Consider the following 21,080-nt stretch of genomic DNA (forward strand, 5'->3'; position numbering starts at 1 on the left):
TGTTTTCAGCTATGCACTTCCGCCACCTCGCGGTATTCTGGAGACTTCCACTTCATTCTCTGCGCGCTGCCAAGCGCACAAAAGTCCGCGAACCTCGCGGACTTTTGTGCATTTATGTTATTCGTCTTCAGTTTGCTGATTTGTTTTTCTAGCCCGTACTTCAAGTACGCTGCCTCTCAAAATAACGGTAGTTTCCCAGTGATACTATGAAATATGGCTATTAATTAAATTGTTTGCTTTGTGTGCTAACTTGATTCTCAGTCGTCCGGAACGAATGCCGTAACAAGAAGAAACCGATAAATCCGCAGATCGTGACTCCGAAACAAATCCGGTACAATGCGGAGGCTCCAAGATTCTCGAACATCCATCCGCCGAGTATGCCTGCAACAATTCCGGATACACCTCCCCACGTCAGACCATAAACGGCTTGCCCGCTGGAGCGATATTCACCGGGCACAAGATGCGAAGTGAGCTGTGTCCCAATATAGTAATAGCCTCCGAATGTAATAGAATGCAGCAATTGGATGAATATAACCTGTATTGCCGAAACCGCTACGGACATCAATAACCAGCGCGCCGAAAAGAGTAGGCAGATCACGGTCAGCCAGGTCAGCATTGTACGTGAATTTTTCTTCAAAAAACGATCCAACAATAAAAATACGGGTACTTCCAGAATCGCCGTGGCAAAGGCAGACCAACCGACAACCGTATCCGTTCCGCCCAAGCCTTTAATGTAAATACCGAGAAAGGTCGCGTTAATCGAGTTGGGGATCGAAATGAGTACGCCCAAACAAACGAAGATCAAAAAGTATTTATTTCGAAACACCATGAAATATCCTTTATTTGTAAATTTATCTATCTGTGCTCTTTCGTTGCCGCTTGGCATCAGGAAGGTAAAGAAAATGGCGAATAGCAGCATCACATCGAATACGATCCAGAGCTTGCTTATTCCCAGCCAACCAATGATCGGTCCGGCCGCGACCGCAATAAGCGCCCACCCCAGCGACCCCCACGCACGAAACTCTCCAAACTTACGGTTGGTTCCTTCGATAACGTTAAGGATCAAGCTGTTGCTTTGTGTAAACAGCGGGCTCTGAAACATGAAATAAAACAGCATTAAACTATAAATCAATGTGTAGGATTCCATCATAAATACAAATTGCATGCATGTGAAATTACCGATCAGGCAAATAATCAGAATGCGCTTGTTGTTGCGAAACCGGTCTGCACAATACGCCCAGAATGGATTAGCTACCAGCCCGATGAGCGGACCGCCGGCTACCAGAAGCCCGATCTGCACATTGGAAAACCCGGTATCCTTGAGATATAACGCGAAGAACGTGCTATAAATAGCCAAGGCCCCATAAAGCACAAAGTTGAACACCTTCAGCATTCCAAGCATATTCCGGTTTATCATTTGATCCGACATGATTCCTTCATCCCTTACAATTTGACGTTGGTCGACGCAGAATGCGTGATGATCTCCTCCGCAGTTACTTCGCGTCCCAGCCGGTCGGACAGGTACACGCCTTCACTGATCAGCATGGTTTGCAGCGCAATCTCCGCTGTTGGCAGAAGGGGTACTCTTCCCTGCAGGGCTGCGATCCAATGATGTTGTGAAGAACTGTAAGCGTCATAATCCGCCTTGAGCCTGCTCCAACGAAGCTCCATGTCGTCCAGGTTCACGTTGCTGTCCAGGTCCATGTCCGCTATGGTCGTATGAAAGCTTAGTCCGCTCGTCTGAGATATGGAAGAATACGAAGGGAGCCGAATCCCGCCTTTGCTGCCTACCAGGCTGGACCCTTCAAAACCTCCCATATGTATGGACCACGCCTCGATGAGATCAAGCGTTAACCCGCCTTCGAATCGGATAAATCCAAGACCCAGCTCCTCGACGTCGAACCCGGATTCGGTTCTTCTTGCCGCGTCCATATCCATTTCTTGATACACTTTGCCGGATACGCTTTTTACCTTCGGTGAATCCAAAAGATATAACATCTGGGCAATGTGATAAACCCCCATGTCGAGTAAGGCGCCTCCTGCCGCGGTTTCCTTTCGGTTGAAAAACTTGGTGCCATAGCCATCCACGAACGGACGTCCTCTGCGCCGAAACCCCGTTGATCGGGCATGATAAAGCTTGCCCAAACTTCCTTCCTCGATCAGTGCTTTGGCGGCTTTCGTCTCTTTTCTATACAACGTGTTCAGTTGAATATGAAGCATCTTATTGCAGGCTTTGGCCTTTTCCAGCATCGAATTGCCGTCATAATAGGTCCCGGCAATCGGTTTTTCACAATACACATGTTTCCCTGCCTCAAGCGCTTCATTGGTTACAGGTGCATGGAAGTTGTTATGGAGGCAGACATCGACGGCATCGATGTCCGTACGTCTCAGCATCTCCCTAAAATCGGTGTAAACATCCTTGATATGAAATTGGCCGGCTACTTTTCGAGCTGCCTGTTCATTAATATCGCAGACAGCCACAACCTCAGCATCTGCGATATCCGCATAGTTCTTCAGATGCGTTATTCCAATTAATCCTACACCGATAATACCGATTCGAATTTTGCTCATTTGTATTCGCTCCTTCATCCCAATTTTTCTGAAAGCTATTCATACCTGTTAATTTACTTTCGACAATACTTTTTTCATGGCGGCAACGGCCCACTCAACCTCAACATATTGATTATCTGGTGCATTATGTTCGATTGCCCAATATTCTTTAAATCCGCTGTCATGCAATGTTTGTGCAATTCGAATCGCCCGATCCTCCGCAGCCAGCGTATTTCCTCCAAAATGGACATGTGAGGCCCATGGCGCGATAATCGAGTCTCCCAGCTCAGCATCAACCTTCCAGCGGTCAACATGCAGCAGAATACCGAAATTCGGATGGTTGACGGCCTCTGCGATCTGCTTCAGAAAATGAGGATTAAGAGACGGCCCCATATGGTTCTCCGGGCCAACTTTACTGCCAAAATCAGCAGCAATCCGGCTATACTCCTGATATCTTTGTACGATATGCTCAAATTGTTCTTGACTCATATCGAAGAAATCACCATTAGGATCATTCGAATACGAGCCGCCTGTGTCAATTCGCACCGTCTGAGCACCAAGTATTTCTGCTGCACGCAAATGCTTTAACGCATTTTGATATTGCTGCTCGCGTCTTTCTTTGTCCTGGTCCCATAATGAAGCCGTATCAATGGCAAAGTTAACGACTGTCATTTCTTTCTCATCCAAGGCTTCGCGAATTTTGTGAAGATAATCATCATCCGCCAATTCCCATACGGGCCCTCTTTTATCCACAAAGAACCCGTTATACAGATCAACTACGTTCAGACCGTAACGGTATTTTACCGTTTCCAGATAGCCAAAAACGTCCATTTTACCTTGTACAAATGTGTTTTGAAACGAATATCCTCCAATAGATACCTTCATTTAAGCTCAACTCCCTGTCTTATTGTTTTTTTCTGCCCATTCATTTAATTGCTTCTGCTTCTCTGCAATAACTTTGTCAATGCCAGCAGCATGAAGTGCAGCATTGAATTTGGGAAGATTGACTTCCGGATCCAGAGCACCGTTCTCCAGGCCGCTTTGGAATTGACGAACAACGTTTGTAATCGCTGCTAATTCCGTTTTCACCGGCGATGGGTTGTAGGTGAAGCCGAGGGCTGCAGATTTTTTGGATTCCCGATTGTATTGATCCATCTCCTCCCATAGATCAGGATTATCTGTGACCCAAGTATAGGATAGAAGCTGATTGCCAAACATCCATCCTTGGCGCATGTTGTAACCGCTGTTTGTCGCATTGACGCCAGGTGGGAAATCAATTGATTTTTCGCCGACCTTCACGTAGTGCTTGCCTTCAATCCCCCAGTCGATCAGGTTGATCAAATCTCTATCCGAGTTCAACAGGTTCAGGAACATCATGGCGCGTTCCGGATCTTTGGAATTAGAGGGTATACCGAGCATAATTGCAGTAATATTGGTTGTACTCGTTATTTGTTTGCCCAGATTGATCAGCTCAAGCTTCGTATTAACACGCTGTTCCGTTTGCGCAAGCGCACCCGGCTTGCCTTTTTGAATGACTCCGAAACCGACGTTCGCCTTGATTAGATCGACCGCTGATTCTTTGCTTGTCGCCGCATCCTTGCTGATATAACCCGCTTCATACCAACGTCTGGCTGTTTTTATCAGCTTCTCGTACTCCGGGGTTTCGAATAAATTCACGACCTTGAGGTCATCCAAACTATCCAATACGCCAATGTAATCCCCCAGAATGTCCCAGCTATTTTCCAGAATACGATCCACGATCGAAGCCGAGGCGCCTGGCTTGCCAAGTGGGGTAATATTGGGCTCATTCTTGTGAATGGTCTCAAGAATCGGATCCAAATCGTCCAGCGTCTTCACCTTACTTGCATCGAGATTATATTTATCGAGCAGATCCTTGCGCATCAGAACGTTGGTATTGGAGGCAAAGTCCCTGATACTTGGAATGGCGTAGATTTTGCCTTCAACTTTGGTAGCCTCCAGTATTTCCGGCTGGAAGGCTTTCGTAATGTCTTGACCATGGGTTTGAAGCAGATCATCCAGCGGCAGCAGTTGTCCTTGCGCTACTTGTCTTGAAAAGTCCGTGCCTCCCGTCACGATTAAATCGACTTGTTCATTTCCAGTGAGCATGAGAATGGTTTGCTGATCTCAGGCTGCGGGTTCAATTATTTCCAGTTTGACTGTCGCATTTATTTTTTCGAGCGTGATTTTGCTCATCTCTTTTTCAACGAGTTCCAAATCTTTCTGAGCCGGTCCATAAAAGACAAGCTTCACCTCATATGGCGGCAGCTTCCTGTCACCTGTTTCGGTGGTTCCCTCCTCTCCCGCAACCACGGCATTCGTGTTCGATTCTTTGCCGCAGCCTGCCAGCAGCAGAGTCAACATTGTCATGATCAATAGCATGATACCAATCCTGTTACGCATATATGCCCCTCCCATATTAATCATTTACGATCCATTTTAGTGCGTGTTCAAAAAGGTCGGTTTTCAGCACCGAGAAGGTTGAATGAAGTTAGGGCCTGAGGAGCGGAGCGTACGTTTTGGGTACGTGAGTACCGGAAGGCCCGGCTGAATTCAAGATTCGAAGCTGAGTTGCCCCCTGATTCACTTCGTGATCAAAAGCGGACTTTTTGAACTACCTCTTTTAGAACGAATGACAGCTTTATCCTTTGACTGCACCAACAGTAAGTCCCCTTGCAAAATATTTTTGAAAGAACGGGTAGGTCACCAGAATGGGGATCACACCGATTGCTGCAATCGCCATTTTCAAACCATGGTTAGGAATGTCATCTGCCGACGTCATATCTTCCACAAAATGAGTGTTGCTGGCCAAGTATTGCGCATTCAAAAGAATCGTATTGAGCAGCACTTGAATACTGTACAGCTTGCTGTCCGTTATATAGATGAGCCCGTTGAACCAGTCATTCCAGTAATTGATCAATTGGAACAGGCCAACCGCTCCCAATACAGGAGTAGACAATGGAAGAACGATTCTAGCAAAAATTTTGAATTCGCTTGCACCATCCATATAGGCTGACTCGATCACTTCGTTCGGAATATTCATTGTGAAAAATGTCCGGATTAGAATCACAAAGAATGCGCTTACAAGTAATCCGGGAATCAGGAGTGCAAATAGCGTATTTTTAATCTGAAACACGTTCGTATACATTAAGTAGGTCGGAACAAGTCCACCATTAAAGAGCATCGTGAAGAAGATGAAGAAAGAAATTGCGTTTCGCAGCGGCATATCTCTTCTTGAGATCGGATAGGCCAGTAACGTCATCACGATCAAACTTGTCACGGTCCCGATTACGGTTATGAATATCGATATTCCATATGCCCGGATCAACATAGCCGGTTCCTTGAATAAATAACTGTAGCTCTCCAGGCTGAATTCTGTCGGAAACAATGTGTAGCCGTTCTGGATAATCGAATCCTCACTCGAAACGGAGGATGCAACAAGCAGGATAAAGGGAATCAGGCAAAGGAATGAGATTGCGATAAAGACGATGTTAATAACCCACTGCTCCGTTTTCCTGGCTATCATGTGATCTCACTCCTTTTTTAGAACAGTGAATTATCAGGATTGATTTTTTTAACGACATAGTTAGAAATGAGAATGATAATAAACCCAACGATGGACTGATATACCCCTGCAGCTGACGACATGCCAATGTCTCCGTTTTTGAGCAGGGCCCGGTATACGTAAGTATCAATAACATTGGTTGTAGGCATCAGGACGCCCGAGTCGAGTGGGACCTGGTAGAATAGACCAAAATCGGAATAAAAAATACGGCCAATCTGGAGCAGAGTCATGATAATAATAACGGGTGTGATCAGAGGAATTGTGATTTTGAAAATTCGCTGCAGTTTACTGGCACCATCAAGCGTCGCTGCCTCATAGTACTCGTGATCAATACCGACGACAGCCGCAAAGTAAACGATACTCAAGTACCCTGCCGTACTCCATATTTTGACTAGGGTTAAGATGTAGGGCCAATACTTGGGATCGTTATACCACATCACTCCGCCCCGTCCCAACAGCGGGAGAATCGTATTGTTAATAAGTCCCGTTTCCATACTGAGCAGCGAATAAACAAGGTAACCAATAATAACTGAAGACATTAAATACGGAAGCAAGATGATACTTTGATAAAGCCGGGGTAAGAAACGATTTTTCAATTCGTACAATAATACTGCGAGTGCCACGGCTACAACCAGATTAAGGGCAATAAACACCAGGTTGTACAGAATTGTATTCCTCGTAATAATGTAGGCATCTTCCGTTTTGAACAAATACTCAAAGTTTTTGAGCCCGACCCAATCGCTGTTCATAATACCCTTTGCGAAGTTAACATCCTTAAAAGCAATAATGATTCCGAACATGGGGGCGTAATTATTGATGAGCAGATAGACGACGCCTGGTATCAGCATAAGATACAGCATCTTGTATTTCTTTAACTTCTTTAAGCTAATGCCTGTTACCCGTGAAGACATGGTTATGGTCCTCCTTTCCGTCAGCGTTATGTTGATTTCATTGACTGGCTCCATTGTAGCTAAGAGCACTCCGACCGGACCACCTCTAAACTGACCTAATATTAGTACAATTCTGACCTGTGGAATTTGCGGTACTGGTTCGGATTCATCCGTACCCCCTGCTTAAATATCTTAGAGAAATACGAAAAATTCGAGTACCCCACACACAGTGCAATTTCACTGACGGACATATTGGTTGTTACCAGCAGCTCCTTGGCCATTGAAATTCTCTCTTCCACAATAAATTCCACAATAGACTTGCCTGTCTCTTTTTTGAACCGTCTCGACAAATAGTCCGGATGCAAATTGACATGTCTGGCAATGTCCTCTCTTGAAATCGCCTGATCAACATGCTGCTTAATAAAGGCTATGATTCTATCCATTAACGGTTTCGTATCCTCGGCTCCATAACAAAACTGAATGGTTTGATCCAGCGTATACTTCACCCAGGCCTGCAGATCCGTCACAGAACGTACAGCATAAGGTAGCTGCTCAATGGCTATTGCTTCCCCCAGGACTTCATAAGCTTGCCATTCTTTGAACTGGATAAAGGAATAAAGCATCTGCAGGAAACTTTGAATAAATTGCTGCAGAACCTCCACCTTTAATCCAGCGACATCCTTAAGCGAGTTCAAATAACGTTCCGATTCGGAATAAATGGCGTCATATGCATCTTGCTCGAGCATCTATAACCAGACGTTCATTTGGATGACTGCGACTGATTGCGTGGTGTTTATGCCCTCACTCACGAAAAAAACGTGATTATTCCGGTTCAGATTACTTTCTTTCATGCAGATCAAGCTGTTATAGCGGACTGCCATCTCATGGATCAACCCCTGCTCACCCACATAACACGAAATATCACACTAGAAATATCCGTTGCATGACTCGATGTAAATTTTGCACATCTGTTCAATATTCTTCGTGTGGTCTTCGGTCTCAGTCCCTGCAGGTAGGATCGCCACAAACATATCGCTGGTTATCCGTACCAACTGGCCCTGTTCATCTCCGCGAAGAATCATATGGTCCGCAGCATTCATAAGCGCATATTCCATAAGCTTTCTATCTTCGGTATTCAGCTTCTCCGCCCAGCGCTGAACGAAAATCAAAATCGGCAGGTAGGAATCGGTCTCCTGAATGGGAAGGTTTCTGCTTTGCAGAACATCCCGAATCCGCTTCGGGCTTAAATCCCGCTGGTTCAGCACATCCTGCCAGAACCGCTCCATTAAGATGGACCGGTTCGTATGCCAAAGCTTGGCGTAATATTGGCTCTCCGCCTTGCTGATGTGCTGTTCCCTTTTTTCATTAATCTTCTCTACCCCTTTTAGAACGACAGCACGCAGCTCATTGAGCTTAACGGGCTTAAGCATATAATCAAGGCTTCCCAGTTGAATAGCTTCCTTCGCATAGATAAAGTTCGAATGGCATGTCAAAAATATGGATTCCGTTAACAGATGCCGCTCCCTAACCCATGACAACAATTCAATCCCGCTGCCCTGGGGCATCTCAATATCACAGATCATAATGTCAATCGGATGCTCACCAAATATCCCCATTGCCTGCTTGATATTATGGGCCACATGGATTTGGGAGATCGACAGCTCTGCCCAATCCACCGCAGCTTGAACGGCTCTCACCGCATGGATCTCGTCGTCAACGATCAGTAATTGATACATGCCATCCCTCCTCAGCTGTTATCTTCAAGCACGAACGGGAGCCACAGCACTACCCTTGCTCCCCCGTCCGGATGATTGGATAGGATCAACTTTGCCTTGTCTTCGTAAATCAACCGTAATCGCCGTCTGGAATTCCATATGCCAATATGTCCGTTGTAACCATGGGCTAATTCGTCTTCTGATTGCCATTCACTTAACGCCTTTTCAGAGAATCCTTTGCCCGTGTCTTGAATCACAATGCATAGATATGACTCCTGATCCCCGCTAAGCTCTATGTCTACGTTTAACCGGATCGGTTCATCCATCGTAACCGCATGCTTAATCGTGTTCTCTGCGAAGGTCTGTATAATCAATGGAGGTATTAATGCTTGGGAGAGCGATTCGTCACCGTTAATTTGATAAGTAAACCCATCCTCGAACCTCAGCGCCTGGATCTGCAAATAGTTACGGGTGTGGGCGATTTCTTCTTCCAGCTTGACGAACTTCAGGTTGTTCTGAAACATAAATCTCATGTAGTTGATTAAATGCTCCGACATGTCCTGGATCAATTGATAGTTTTGGAATTGGGCAAGGTTGTAGATTGTATTCAACGCATTCAAAAAAAAGTGCGGATTGATTTGCAGCTGCAGATGTTTAAGCTCTGCCTTCTGGATCAGCAACTGCTCTTCATAGACCGTGATTTTTAATGCTTTGATCTCCGAAACCATACTGTTAAACACATCATTCATCAGTTCAAACTCATAGGAAACGGGATATTGCTCTACCCGTTGCTCCAGATTTCCGTCGCGTACTCGTCTCATGACTTTTACGATCCGGTTGATCGGGAGGAGGATAATATGCCTCAAGAAGATATAAAAAATCGGCAAAATGATGAGGGCTCCCAGGATCAGCAGGTACCACAGGCGCTGTAGAAGCGGGAGATGTTCCAAGATGACGCTGTATGGGATCAAGAACAACAGGGAGAAATCACCTTGCTTGGAATGTGTGCTGACCTGCAAATAATCATTGCTGTTATCGATCGGTGCATTTCCGCTCATCGGTTTGAGGGTTTCCGTAACTAGCACCGATTTCCCTTCCGGCCTTTCGTCCAGCAAGCTGAGCGGGATCATCAGCTTCGATGCCTTCACCCATCCCCCGACATACACATTTCCGATTTTTTGTATTTTCACGATATAGTACTCTTCATTCATCTTGTAAGGAAACCATTTCTCGAATGCCTGCTTCTGCAGGCCCTTCCTCTCCTGAAGCATCTGAATCATCCCTTGCCGGATCGTTTTCAGCTGCGTCATCGTCTCTTCGGCCGGTTGATTCGTGAGGAGCTCTTCATTGACGGATGAATAAACGAATAAATAATCCATCTCTTTGTATGTATGAATATCCCTTTCCAATTTATTGAATAGATTGATCTTCGCCAAAAAATATTCGTCCATATTCACTTCAGCAGGCATGTCCAGCACAATTAAATCGTTCTCAAAAGCGACCATGGTCCTTAAATACTTATCGATCTCCTCCAGATTCCTGTCGATTTGATCCATATATAAGGCTGCCAAATGCCGATTGGAGTTCGCCACTTGCTCGCGAACGACTTTCATCGCGTAGTAGTTATCGAAAATAAGCAGAAGCTGCAAGGGAATGACGAATAACAGAAAGCCCGCAATCAACTTAAATCGAATCGACTTGCTTGATAGCCGATGTATGAATTTCATCCTTCATTGACCTCCTTAGGCAAACGCCCAATATTCCAGAATCCGGATGTGCCCCTCTATTCCTTTCTCCCCAGACGCTCCTGTTCACCTTCTTTCCCCAAGATTAAATATTTCAAATTAATGGATTATCGTATATATCTAATAGGAATTGGTGAAGATCACCTTGTGTTTTTATTAAAGAAGAGGATATCTTATGTTATCTGATCAAGTATAGGAAGGAGCGCTGAGGCGGCGGGAAATTAAAAGAGCTTAAAATGCATTGTGGTAACTGTTCGGAGATAGGGTTTGATTTTGTTGGTACAACCTACAGTTGAATCGTTATTGAGGACTAAAAATGGGTATGTTAAGATAAGAATAGAAATAAGGAGCAGCCGCCCTGCTGCTCCCCAGTACAAACATCTTGAGTGGGAATTTCTCCTCCAAGATCAGAATGACCAGGAAGTAACCCACTTAGGCGCGAACCTTAAGAGTGGGTTACTTTCGTTTATCGATGTAAGTCAGCAATGCCAACAAGAAGATCCCGAAGGTTATCGCCTCACCGAACGAAATGTTCATCGCATCACCTCCTTCACAAGGAGGAGTGCGCCCACTCAAGGTGTGTATGTACCATCCAAATTATAACATTCTACGAAAACAGATTCATTAACAATCATATATTTCGTCCAATGCCAACTGTCCCACTTTTACTGTCTACTACGAATCCCCAGCACCCGCTTCGCCAAATCCACTTGCTCATGATGTAGCTCCACTTTAACGGCACCCACGCGTCTTGTTTCCCGCCATTTTTGCAGATCCTCTTCCGTTTCTAATTTGAGCTCTGCGATTTCGGTGGCCCTATCAAAAATATACTTGGATGTATACAATGCCGTATAAATGCCACGTCCATCCCATTCATTAAAATGTGCTGTCTATAGTCTAGACTATGCTCTAGGGCAATCGGTATAAAAAACAGTAGGACGCCTCTCAGCGCCCTACCTGTTCTTGTTACTATCCACCACAAATTACATTTACTTCAACGTGATTCCAAATTCCGCGTTCGGCGCGCCGGCGAATACAATCGTTCCGTTGTTCGGCAGCTGTACTTTGTTGTTACCGCTCACAAAGCTAAAGTTGATGCACGCTCCTTCTTCATCATATACAGCGAATGAACTTTTCGCGGGCAGCGTCACGGTCATTGTTTTCCCTGCTGCCTTTTGCGGGATCGTAAACCATTTTGCATGCCCACTTGCTTGCAGCGTAACTTTGGACGATTGGCCTGCAAAGAGCGGTTTTACATTGGACTCGTTCATGAATAGCATTTCGGCCTCTTCAAAGTATTCATGGCCGCCTTCTGTATAGAAGCGGGCTTCAGTTGTGTCGCGGCCTGCCAACACGGGGATCTGGATCTGATGCGCCGCTGTGTTCGGACCTGTTATTTTTTTACCCTCCCAATAGCCAGGAAAATCTTTCTCACGAGCAATCTGGTTTATAGGGAAAGAGAAATACATCATAGAGTTGAATTTCTCGTTCACAAGATAGTACTTGACGCCTTCCCGCTTCTTCCAGGCAGAGGCGGTTTCCTTGGATAGCTTGTTATCTGCTAACTTCTCAGCTATATACTCAGACATCGCATCTTGCCCTAATCCTGGCTCCGTGCGATATGAATTCTTCTTCAAGTAGGTGCGTCCATTCTTCTCGGTTACAAAGCTGAGCTTGGAGGTACCCTCTTTGTTGACAAAACTTCCATCCGCAGTGTACACATATTTCTCCTCTGGATCGGTAGCTAAGAACAATTCCCCATTCTTTGAAATGTTTAGTTTGAATTGGCTGCCGCTGTCGCCGTAATATCCTGCTTGCTTCGTCACCTCTTGCGGCATCTTGGCCTTAACAGGTTTGCCAAATGATTTGCCAGGCTTGACGGCCTTGATGACTCCCTTTTCTTTAAGCGCTGTTAGCAGCAATTCATTTGCCAGCAATCGATTTGTAGAGCTATGGCCGCCAGAGGACAACACAGCCGCTGCCATGTTCTGTTCAGGAAGCACGACGATTACAGCATGCTGCAATAACGTGTCCCCGGTTTTAGCCAAGCCCTTGATCCCATATTCGTTGAACGGATATAACTTCACACTATCCCAGCCGAGACCATAATTGAACATGCTATCTGTATCCCCCGGCCACATTCCTTTTTTATATTCCTCTTGCTCCATCGCTTTGACTGCCTTGGCTGAGAGAATCCCTTCGGTCTCTCCCATAAATAATCGAGAGAATCGCACCATATCTTCTGCCGTAGAAGAGATACCACCTGTACCAATCATATTCTGCGACTCATTCGGAAGCTGTCCTTGATATGTAGGAAAATAAAGCCCTGCCCGCTTGATGTTTTCGTCTGGGTCTTGCGAGGTCTTCGTATGATTTAACTGCAACGGCTGTGTAAAATGGTGATGTACAAAAGCGGTAAAGCTCATGCCACTAACTCTTTCCACCACAGCCTCAGCCAGCGCAAACCCGTCGTTGCAATATACAGAGAACGCACCCGGGTCCGCCTTTAAGCTCTGGCCGGATAATCGCTGCAGCAATGTATCATGTTCATAGGTATTCTTATCCTCGAATAAAAGATCATTGCTGTAAGTAGAACCTTGCAGGCCGGAGGAATGGTTCAATAGCATCCTCGTTGTAATCCGTTTGTAGCGTTCATCCTTCATCTTAAAACCAGGGATGTATTGCGTGATCGGCGTATCTAAATCGATTTCACCTTCATCCACTAGCTTCATCACAGCAGCCGTCGTATACATTTTACTGACCGATCCAATGCCGTATACCGTATCTTTGGAAAGCGGATCTTTTCCTTGCATGTCGTTTTTACCAGTCTGACCGGACAAAATCATGTTCCCATGATCAATCAGTGCATACTGCACACTGTATGCCCCATAGGACTTCGTCAGGAGTCCCGCTTTCTCCGCCGCAATCTTCGTAAGTCCTCGCTGACTTGTTACTACTGAAGTCTTATTGCTTGGAGCCGCCGCTGTCGACCCTGTTGGTAGAATCATAGGGAGTGCCAATGTAGCGGCCAGCACCCATGCGAGTTTATTTTTCACGTAATGTCTTCCTCTCTCTAACTAGGTGTATGTTCAACAGATCCTAGTTTAGTTTTTTTATGATCTGGGCGAAATTGTCTATAGTCTAGTTTTTGGACTGGGCTAAAGTCCAGGGCAATCGGTGTAAAAAAACCAGTAGAAGAAATAAAAATATGGAAATGATCGTTCGCGAACCTTGTACAGGTGGTAGCCCAATCATTGAATAATTTAATGAATGGCTTCAGACGCCTATCTCCCAATCAAGCAATTTCCAGATTGATAAATGAATATGAAATAACATTTTTCAGTCCGGAGCACGAAATTACCCGCGCGGAATTCGTCTCCCTGCTTGGGCGCTCCCTCAGTTTGGCGGCTTCCACCGACGGTCAGCCGTTTGCCGACGCCCCGGGGAAAGCCTGGTATGCGTCAGACGTCGCTGCCGCTCAAGCGGTGGGCATCGCACTAGGCTCGGACGTTCCTTCGTCCTGGCAATCCGACCACGAGAGCCGAAGCTGTGAAGCTCTTCGCAGATTTCCATTTTAAGCTATAATCCTAGTCCGGATTATAGAAGAGAAGGGCGCGAAAGACCTGTTAGCTCAGGTATTTCGCGCCCTTTTTTTAGATGGTTATAATGAAGGTCTTGCTTCGGTATTCACTACTCATCTCTTGCCGTTAATGGCTGATCTTACATCGATCCTGTAGAGCGTTCGTAGACCTTTTCCAGACTGTCCATCATTTCCATCCAGGAAGTTTTCCATGGCCATAATAAAAAGGAGCATCCGGCAACCAAGCAACTTTGGACCAATTTTTTTTTATGATTAAAGAAACTAAATATACTTTATCGAGTTTAAAATTAATAAAGGAGGCTGTTATGAAAATTACTTGCGTTGAGTCGAATTATGCTCATATTGGTTATGTGTATCTCCAACCTCCATCCGGGAAAATCCCCCATCAAACCAACTGCACATTAAATCAATCCATGGATATTTCCCAGATCCAAATACCTTTTGATCAAAAACCGGAACTGGGAACCTTCCTCGACAACATGACAATGCTCCCGTATTCGTTTAGAAGCGGATATAAGCAAGCGAAATTTGAAACTGAATATGGAGTCGATTTTGACAGTTCTGAATATATTACCAGATTTGAAGTCGGGCTGTCTCCAGCGCAATTTATTCAACTCATTGAGAGCCAGTCATACAGACTTTTCGAATCGGTTTGGCACAATCAAACCTGCCATATCTTCTTACTCGATGAGTTTGATTCGGTATTTTCTGAATTTAATGTGATTTGTCGCATGAACCGAAAGGAGGACGCCTATCTCATTATTCAATTCATTGAACCCGCGGCGCTCGGCGTAACCTTCCATCCTTCGGAAGAAAAGAATATTGCTTTAATCAAGGGACTCATCTCAGCGAACCCAGAGCTATATCCTCTGAGCTATTTGTTACAGCCTGACTTTGAGCTTATCGAAGATAAGTAACTTCTATAGACGGCTAATCGATATATTCCTATGTGTCGCTGTTCATACGAGGAGCGTTTGATTGTGGCTTTAGCAAAACCTCATGATATTCCACAGGGATATGGCTCTATACACAGAAATGGAACATTGATTACTAATTTTTCCACTTTACATTTTAAAATTAATAAGTACTTTCTAGCGGCAGAGGCCTACCTTTTGTTTTGCCTATGTTTTTGCCTTCCAACTAGCCGTAATTTATATTGATCTATATTCTTATCAATGTCACCTAGGTAAATATCCTCTATGTGATTAATTAATTGCAAAATCCGTTGTCTTTTTAAGGTTGTCAGATCATCTGTAATATGCTTAATTCCTGCCAATAAATACACAAGAAGAGCAAGTAAGACTAAATGAATAACTAATAAAAATATTGCGGTTTTAACATCTGCGCTTTTAAATAGGATGATTTCAAACTGTGTCCACACAGGAAGAAACAGAACAATAAACAGGCCCGGTAAAAAGAAATTGTTGGCTTAGAATTCTCTGCTCGTTTAATAAGTTGATTGATCAAATTATTCAATTTCTTTTCGGTTACCAATTGTCTATCTGATAAGTATATTTCGATTTGATTCTTAATATAGTTATGATATTGACCATCAGCGCTCCAGAGACTAGTTTTAACCTCAATTTTGTATTGATTATAAATTATATGTTTAGCCTTACGATTTAGTTGATTGGTAGCATATATTAATAGCAGAATTCCGGCAGAAGCAAACAACATATTCTTATATATAAGAGTTAAGCTAATTCCACCAATAAAAAGAAATAATGACATCCAAAAAAGTAAATCCCATCCCTTCATATACTGAAAAACTAATTTTCTTGCGCTTAATTCTTTTGAAAAATAATCAATCAATTCATCAACCATACATTATCCCCCTTACTACCATTTATAAAATCTGAATACTTTCTATAACTCTTGTGGTAGTTCTTAATCGAAACCAAATTCAAAAGACGTTCAATCGTAAGATGATTCCTCAATTCACATTCAGAGTTTTCATTCACAAACACGCCATTCAGCCAACTGCCCCATGCTTAGGAACGGAACGGACTTGAGATGCAATTATATCTCTTCAGCGTTTCGCCCCTTTCGGGGATATCGAAGAAACCTACACTAGAGATTTTCAGGTGATTTATATCGCCCCTATCACGATTCTAAAAATTCGTTTCTCCCGTTCCCCGTATCCCCACCACCCGCTTCGCCAAATCCACCTGCTCATGATCCAGCTCCACTTTAACAGCGCCCGCACGTCTTGTTTCCCGCCATTTGTGCAGATCCTCTTCCGTCTCCAATTTAAGCTCCGCTATCTCCGAAGCTCTATCAAAAATATACTTGGATGTATACAATGCCGTATAAATACCACGTCCTCCGGAGACGATCGGCTTATCCCGTTTCATCCATTTTTCTACGGTAAACTTCACGTATAGCTTCTCTTCCGTCCCCTTTCGTGCAGGGCGTTCCGTAATTTCTTTCCGCCGTAACACCTTCCAGTCCATGACGCGTCCATACCAATGGATTCCCGTTTCGCCAGCCTTGGCAAACTTCCCCTTGGATTGATACAGCGCGATGTATTCGATCTGCGTCAATATTTTATGATCCGATATATTCTCTAGCGGAATATGATAAAAGCCTTGCTGAAGGGTAACTTCAAGCTGGGATACTTCCCTTAGCGAACCTACCAACACATTTTTGCCGGACATTTGATTCTGGAAGTAAGCTTTCGTGCCTCGTGGTCTGGTCGAGCGCTCATACGCTTTTTCCGGACTATCCATAATAATCTCATCCAAGAAAGCCTCTATAAGCTCGGTCGATCCTGGCAGAAACGGAAATGCCCCCACATTCACAAGCTCAATGCTTTTATAAAAACGATGCTCTCTGAACTTCTCCTCATCATGATAAGGGAACAGCACATAAGCGCCGAACATGCTTCGTTCTAGCTCTTGGCCCTGTCCATCCTCGTAAACAATCGCATCCCGGTACCGGTGCATCGTATTGATATCATCTTCCTCCGGACCTGGCTGCTTGTATTTAGCATAATAAGGAGTTCCCTCGTATGCGGGATTGATTCGATATTTGGCATCAAAAATATACTTATATTCCACCGCAGCTTCATTCTTTTTCAATGTGAGCACATTATCTGGCTTCTGCCCAAGCGTCGCACTGCGATCGCCTCTAGGTAACGAGTTATAATACAGCGTAAAAACTTCCCCATTACCTGGGTTGCGGTATACCATTCGCGCCTTCTGAGATTTATCCAGCGTTACGAATACACCCGTCCGATTCACCTTGATGATGTCTTGCTTAATCAGTTCATATTTGCGGCTGAGCAGGTCATGGATCTTTAAGAAACACCAATACTCATACAGCTGCGCCAAATCCTTCATGGAGAGACGGAACAAATCGCTCTGGATCGACAATCCCTTCATCAGCATCAAATAGTTACGATACACTTCCCGGTATCCCGGCGCCATTTGCAATACTAATGATACGGACAGCTGCTTCATCTCGCCTACGTTCAGAAAATCCAATCGCAGCAGCCGCTGCAGCTGTGTTTGCATATAGTTCAACCGCTTCAGGAGAAGCGGGTCTTGCATGCGATTTTTGTCCAATAGCTTGGCTTTCAGCTGATTGAGCTTCGTAGACACACGCTGCAACACCCACCGTACAAAACGATTTTCCAGCGTATCATGCTGAATGCGCCGTTTCGTTTCTAAAACATGGCTTGGCGATAACGTTTGCCCATTCGCATGAATGAATCCAGCCTTCTCGTCCGGAGCAAGCAAATGAGGTCTTTTCGTTAAGTAGGCAATATTCTCTTTCCCTGTCTTCTTAACACGCGCTGCCTCGACGACTCTCATTTCCTTTTCTAGCTTGTAATTGGGAGAGGACTTGATCCTCTCTACGGCCTGCACAAGCTGATCGAACACATGCTGCAAAATCGTAAAAAACTCCGTAAGACTCTGATTCCTTGTTTCCTTCAGGCCCGTTAGATGATAGGTTTTACGCAAAAAATCAAAAGACAAATTATAAATCTGCTGATTCACATCATTTAAAATCATCTGGTAATCTTGTTTGTAATCCATTTTGGATGGAAAAATCTCGAGCTGTAGCTGAAAAATAACATGTCCGTTCAATCTCAGCTCAAGATCCGTAAGTCCAACCTCATTCTGAAAATTCAATATACCGGATAAAATGGCCTGACCCAGCGGTTTAATAGATCCACGAAGATGGATATTTTCATGATGAAATGTGATCGGTAACGATTGCTTTTTCTCGATGACTAGTTCATAAGATTGCGTCTCAAAAAACAAAGGATAGCTTTTCTCACCCGTCTGCCATGAAACGAGTTTGCCTGATTCAGGTGAAAACAAAGAGATCTTTTCAACAACGCATTCATTGGAAAGCGATGGGATATGTAGACTTGTATCGATCCAATCCCCCTCATTCGTCCGATGAAGCTGCATCGATTCCACCGTTGGGTGGTATGGCTTTCCCTGAATGTACAGGTTGAACAGGTTCGTTTCTATGCGCAATAGCTCCACGCTTTGATTAAGAGAGCCAGTATGAGGTAAATCCATCTTCCTCTAACCTCCGTAGCATAAAGGCTATTTTACGAGCGCTTTGTGGATGCTTCGCCTTAGCTTCTTCCTGGTTATCGTTCCATTTGGCATATAGCTCCGATGCGTCCTCCAGCAGCTCCACAACAGGTAAAGTTCTGCCCAATGCGCCTTGCATCAATTGCAAAAGAACCCGTTTCACGGACATACTACTGCCTTGCACACGAGGAAGGATTTTCTGAAGCAACTGCAAATCAAACGCCTCGTCGTCCGTAAGCAACTCGAAACGCTTGTTATATACCATATAAAAACAGATCGAATCCCTAATACGGAAACCGACGTGGGAATGAATCTCCTCAAGGATATGATTGATTCTCACCAATTTCTCGGTTGCCGAATGAACCAAATCGGTATATTCCTGATACACGTCCACCAACTGCAAATAGTCACTTCGTAAAAAGTGGTTATGCACCGGCAGTATGGTTACCTTTTCGGAACTCGTAGAACTAGGATATTGCTGTAGATCAATATAGTTAAACTCAATCGTGTTGGCGCGATCCAGCACCTTTTTGCTAAAAGGATGTGTCGTCTCGTCCATATTCACCGTTCCAATGAGGTACACGTTATCTGGCAAGTACAAATCTCCATACAGAGATTGATCCTCGTCTCTTAAGGAATTCCGGTTAATCAGTTTGGAAGTGACGATGCGTTCCCCCTGCCATTCTTGCGTCTCGATGACACTCAGCAGATCACTGAAATAATACTCCACCCTGGCAAGGTTCATCTCATCCAGACATATAAAATATGGCTTATGGTGGTTCTCTGGCTTAGAAGCTTCCGCCAACACCTCCGCCAAGCGTCCCGGACGAAAAGCACCGGACAGATCCTTGTACCCTAGCAAATCCGAAGGATCGCTCCAATCTGGACGCACCGGGATTAGCGTAAACTGCCCGTTGTTCCCCGTCGCCCCAATCGCCTCAGCAAACAGCTTCACGAGCTTGGTTTTACCTGTACCGGATACGCCTGCTAGGATAACGAAGGGTTTGGTTTTGAGTGAAAGATATAGGTTTTCGATTAAGCCTTTCGGGTAGTGAAATCCTTGGTGTTCAATAAAGGTTTGGATCTGCTGCACTTGCTCAGGGACGTTTAATGAACTCAAGAGCTCAGTCTCCTCTTTTTTCATATTAGAATTATGCTCGTCATGATTGTAGTTAAGAACATGCTCTACGTATAACTTGTAGTTCGACACGAAATTCTCTAAATCAGTCCATAGCTGTTCGTCATCTGGTAGAGAGTCTCTGTCGTAACGTACATAAGCCACTGTGGAGACCTGGTAGTCGCGCCCTAAGCCACTCGTGGTGAGGTGAATCTGGTCGTCTTTTTGCATGTTTTCGAGGGGAAGGAGGTTGCGGAGCTCATTTACCTTATCTACGAGATATTGGTATCCATCCTTCTTCCCTCGTTCTTTAGTTGGTAATGTGACCCCTTGAGCTAGGGTGAGATATACAGACTTCATATCCTCGGAAAACAAATACACGATGTATTCGCCTTGCTGCGTTGTTTCGGTTATACGCTTATCCATGATTGCAATCCACGGGATGTTCGCCCAATTGCCTTGACCGATTGAACCTTGAATTTTGTAGTGTTCATCCATAAAAGGAAGGGTTCTTAATTGTTCTGGAATTGTCTGTCTGAAAAGCATTCCTAGTGAATGTCCGGCAAAAGATTCTGTTCTAGCAGTCAGGTAGTTGTTTAAAATCTCGGATAGAGAATCGTGTAATGAAAAAGCAGGTTGAATGCCAGCAGACTCTAGCTTTTGATTGTATTTCTGTAATTCAGTCTGGGCGTACTGCTCCAACTCTTCTAGCACATCCTCACTAAGTTTTTCGATTATCTCAGGTGTGAACGATATGGTTTGATTCTCTTGGTTTACCTCAAGGATGGATGACAGTGCATCTATAGGTGTTTTAAGCAGGGACTTGGTCTGGACTAGCGTAAACTCATCCCAACTCACAGCCTCGTTTTGCGGTGGGTTGTCGACTTTATGACCTTCGTTGGAGTTCTGCTGGTAATATGCTAAAAACCGCTCAGCAATGGTGCTAAGCGGGGCGTTAAAAGATTGGGTTTGATTGTGATATTCTAGTAGAGAAAGAATAAGGACCATTTTATAGGATTTTTGTTTGTTTCTAAATATGGTTGAAAGTTCATTGGGTAGCATTTTGAATTCCTCCGGGCTGAGTTTAGGTCTATCATGCTGGGTCAGTCAAAGGTTATAATTCCACCTTTTTTGCGTTTGTTTATTTTAATGATAATTAATATACAAATGACTTGTATTGCAATCGCAACAAGCGAAAGACTTTTCATAAAAGTGATCACTGGAATAACTATAATAAGACCACTTGTAATCCATTTATGTATTCCTTGCTTCAATAATTTTCTTTCTAATTTCAAGGAGATAATTGCAGATAACGTAGCGACACTT

The 21,080-nt window shown here is 44.4% G+C and carries 18 protein-coding genes; 2 read left to right on the forward strand and 16 right to left on the reverse strand.

The window, feature by feature from the left end; translation table 11 throughout:
* Positions 1 to 5: 5 nt before the first annotated feature.
* The 13 genes from E6W40_RS29660 to E6W40_RS27415 form a co-directional block, all read right to left on the reverse strand.
* Entirely contained in the window at positions 6 to 164 is a 159-nt protein-coding gene (locus E6W40_RS29660) for a hypothetical protein (protein WP_168929076.1), read from the reverse strand.
* Between the two features lie 56 nt (positions 165 to 220).
* A complete protein-coding gene (locus tag E6W40_RS27360) occupies positions 221 to 1,429 on the reverse strand; it encodes an MFS transporter (RefSeq protein WP_136608739.1) in 1,209 nt (402 codons plus the stop codon).
* Between the two features lie 14 nt (positions 1,430 to 1,443).
* Positions 1,444 to 2,571: a Gfo/Idh/MocA family protein gene (locus tag E6W40_RS27365; RefSeq protein ID WP_136608740.1), complete on the reverse strand. Its 1,128-nt coding sequence runs from the start codon at positions 2,569 to 2,571 to the stop codon at positions 1,444 to 1,446.
* Positions 2,572 to 2,619: 48 nt separating this feature from the next.
* On the reverse strand, positions 2,620 to 3,435 hold the full coding sequence (locus tag E6W40_RS27370) for a sugar phosphate isomerase/epimerase family protein (RefSeq protein WP_136608741.1): 816 nt from the start codon (positions 3,433 to 3,435) through the stop codon (positions 2,620 to 2,622).
* 6 nt (positions 3,436 to 3,441) lie between these two features.
* Positions 3,442 to 4,677: an ABC transporter substrate-binding protein gene (locus E6W40_RS27375; RefSeq protein WP_136608742.1), complete on the reverse strand. Its 1,236-nt coding sequence runs from the start codon at positions 4,675 to 4,677 to the stop codon at positions 3,442 to 3,444.
* A gap of 18 nt (positions 4,678 to 4,695) precedes the next feature.
* Positions 4,696 to 4,971: a hypothetical protein gene (locus tag E6W40_RS27380; protein WP_136608743.1), complete on the reverse strand. Its 276-nt coding sequence runs from the start codon at positions 4,969 to 4,971 to the stop codon at positions 4,696 to 4,698.
* 238 nt (positions 4,972 to 5,209) lie between these two features.
* Positions 5,210 to 6,094, reverse strand: coding sequence for a carbohydrate ABC transporter permease (locus E6W40_RS27385; RefSeq protein ID WP_136608744.1), 885 nt, complete (start codon positions 6,092 to 6,094; stop codon positions 5,210 to 5,212).
* 17 nt (positions 6,095 to 6,111) lie between these two features.
* Positions 6,112 to 7,044 (reverse strand): ABC transporter permease, encoded by a 933-nt coding sequence (locus E6W40_RS27390; protein ID WP_246073217.1) that lies wholly within the window; start codon positions 7,042 to 7,044, stop codon positions 6,112 to 6,114.
* Between the two features lie 101 nt (positions 7,045 to 7,145).
* Positions 7,146 to 7,769: a helix-turn-helix transcriptional regulator gene (locus E6W40_RS27395; RefSeq protein WP_136608745.1), complete on the reverse strand. Its 624-nt coding sequence runs from the start codon at positions 7,767 to 7,769 to the stop codon at positions 7,146 to 7,148.
* A 180-nt stretch (positions 7,770 to 7,949) separates the two neighbouring features.
* Entirely contained in the window at positions 7,950 to 8,759 is an 810-nt protein-coding gene (locus E6W40_RS27400) for a response regulator (protein WP_136608746.1), read from the reverse strand.
* 11 nt (positions 8,760 to 8,770) lie between these two features.
* On the reverse strand, positions 8,771 to 10,465 hold the full coding sequence (locus E6W40_RS27405; RefSeq protein WP_136608747.1) for a sensor histidine kinase: 1,695 nt from the start codon (positions 10,463 to 10,465) through the stop codon (positions 8,771 to 8,773).
* A gap of 683 nt (positions 10,466 to 11,148) precedes the next feature.
* Positions 11,149 to 11,328: a hypothetical protein gene (locus E6W40_RS27410; protein ID WP_136608748.1), complete on the reverse strand. Its 180-nt coding sequence runs from the start codon at positions 11,326 to 11,328 to the stop codon at positions 11,149 to 11,151.
* A 144-nt stretch (positions 11,329 to 11,472) separates the two neighbouring features.
* Positions 11,473 to 13,539, reverse strand: coding sequence for a serine hydrolase domain-containing protein (locus E6W40_RS27415; RefSeq protein ID WP_136608749.1), 2,067 nt, complete (start codon positions 13,537 to 13,539; stop codon positions 11,473 to 11,475).
* A gap of 198 nt (positions 13,540 to 13,737) precedes the next feature.
* On the opposite strand from E6W40_RS27415, the gene E6W40_RS27420 reads away from it, so the two are divergent.
* Positions 13,738 to 14,061 (forward strand): hypothetical protein, encoded by a 324-nt coding sequence (locus tag E6W40_RS27420; RefSeq protein ID WP_168929077.1) that lies wholly within the window; start codon positions 13,738 to 13,740, stop codon positions 14,059 to 14,061.
* 271 nt (positions 14,062 to 14,332) lie between these two features.
* The gene (locus E6W40_RS27425; protein WP_168929078.1) at positions 14,333 to 15,001 is read left to right on the forward strand and encodes a hypothetical protein; all 669 of its coding nucleotides are present in this window, start codon (positions 14,333 to 14,335) and stop codon (positions 14,999 to 15,001) included.
* Between the two features lie 397 nt (positions 15,002 to 15,398).
* Here E6W40_RS27425 and E6W40_RS27430 read toward each other — a convergent pair whose 3' ends face one another.
* The 3 genes from E6W40_RS27430 to E6W40_RS27440 form a co-directional block, all read right to left on the reverse strand.
* The gene (locus E6W40_RS27430) at positions 15,399 to 15,908 is read right to left on the reverse strand and encodes a hypothetical protein (protein WP_136608752.1); all 510 of its coding nucleotides are present in this window, start codon (positions 15,906 to 15,908) and stop codon (positions 15,399 to 15,401) included.
* Between the two features lie 287 nt (positions 15,909 to 16,195).
* On the reverse strand, positions 16,196 to 18,619 hold the full coding sequence (locus E6W40_RS27435) for a restriction endonuclease-like protein (protein ID WP_136608753.1): 2,424 nt from the start codon (positions 18,617 to 18,619) through the stop codon (positions 16,196 to 16,198).
* A complete protein-coding gene (locus E6W40_RS27440; RefSeq protein WP_136608754.1) occupies positions 18,591 to 20,816 on the reverse strand; it encodes an MrcB family domain-containing protein in 2,226 nt (741 codons plus the stop codon). The genes E6W40_RS27435 and E6W40_RS27440 overlap by 29 nt, the downstream gene beginning before the upstream one ends.
* Between the last annotated feature and the right edge of the window lie 264 nt (positions 20,817 to 21,080).

This window comes from Paenibacillus dokdonensis, assembly GCF_004916975.1.
GTDB classification, from domain to species: Bacteria; Bacillota; Bacilli; order Paenibacillales; family Paenibacillaceae; genus Paenibacillus_AQ; species Paenibacillus_AQ dokdonensis.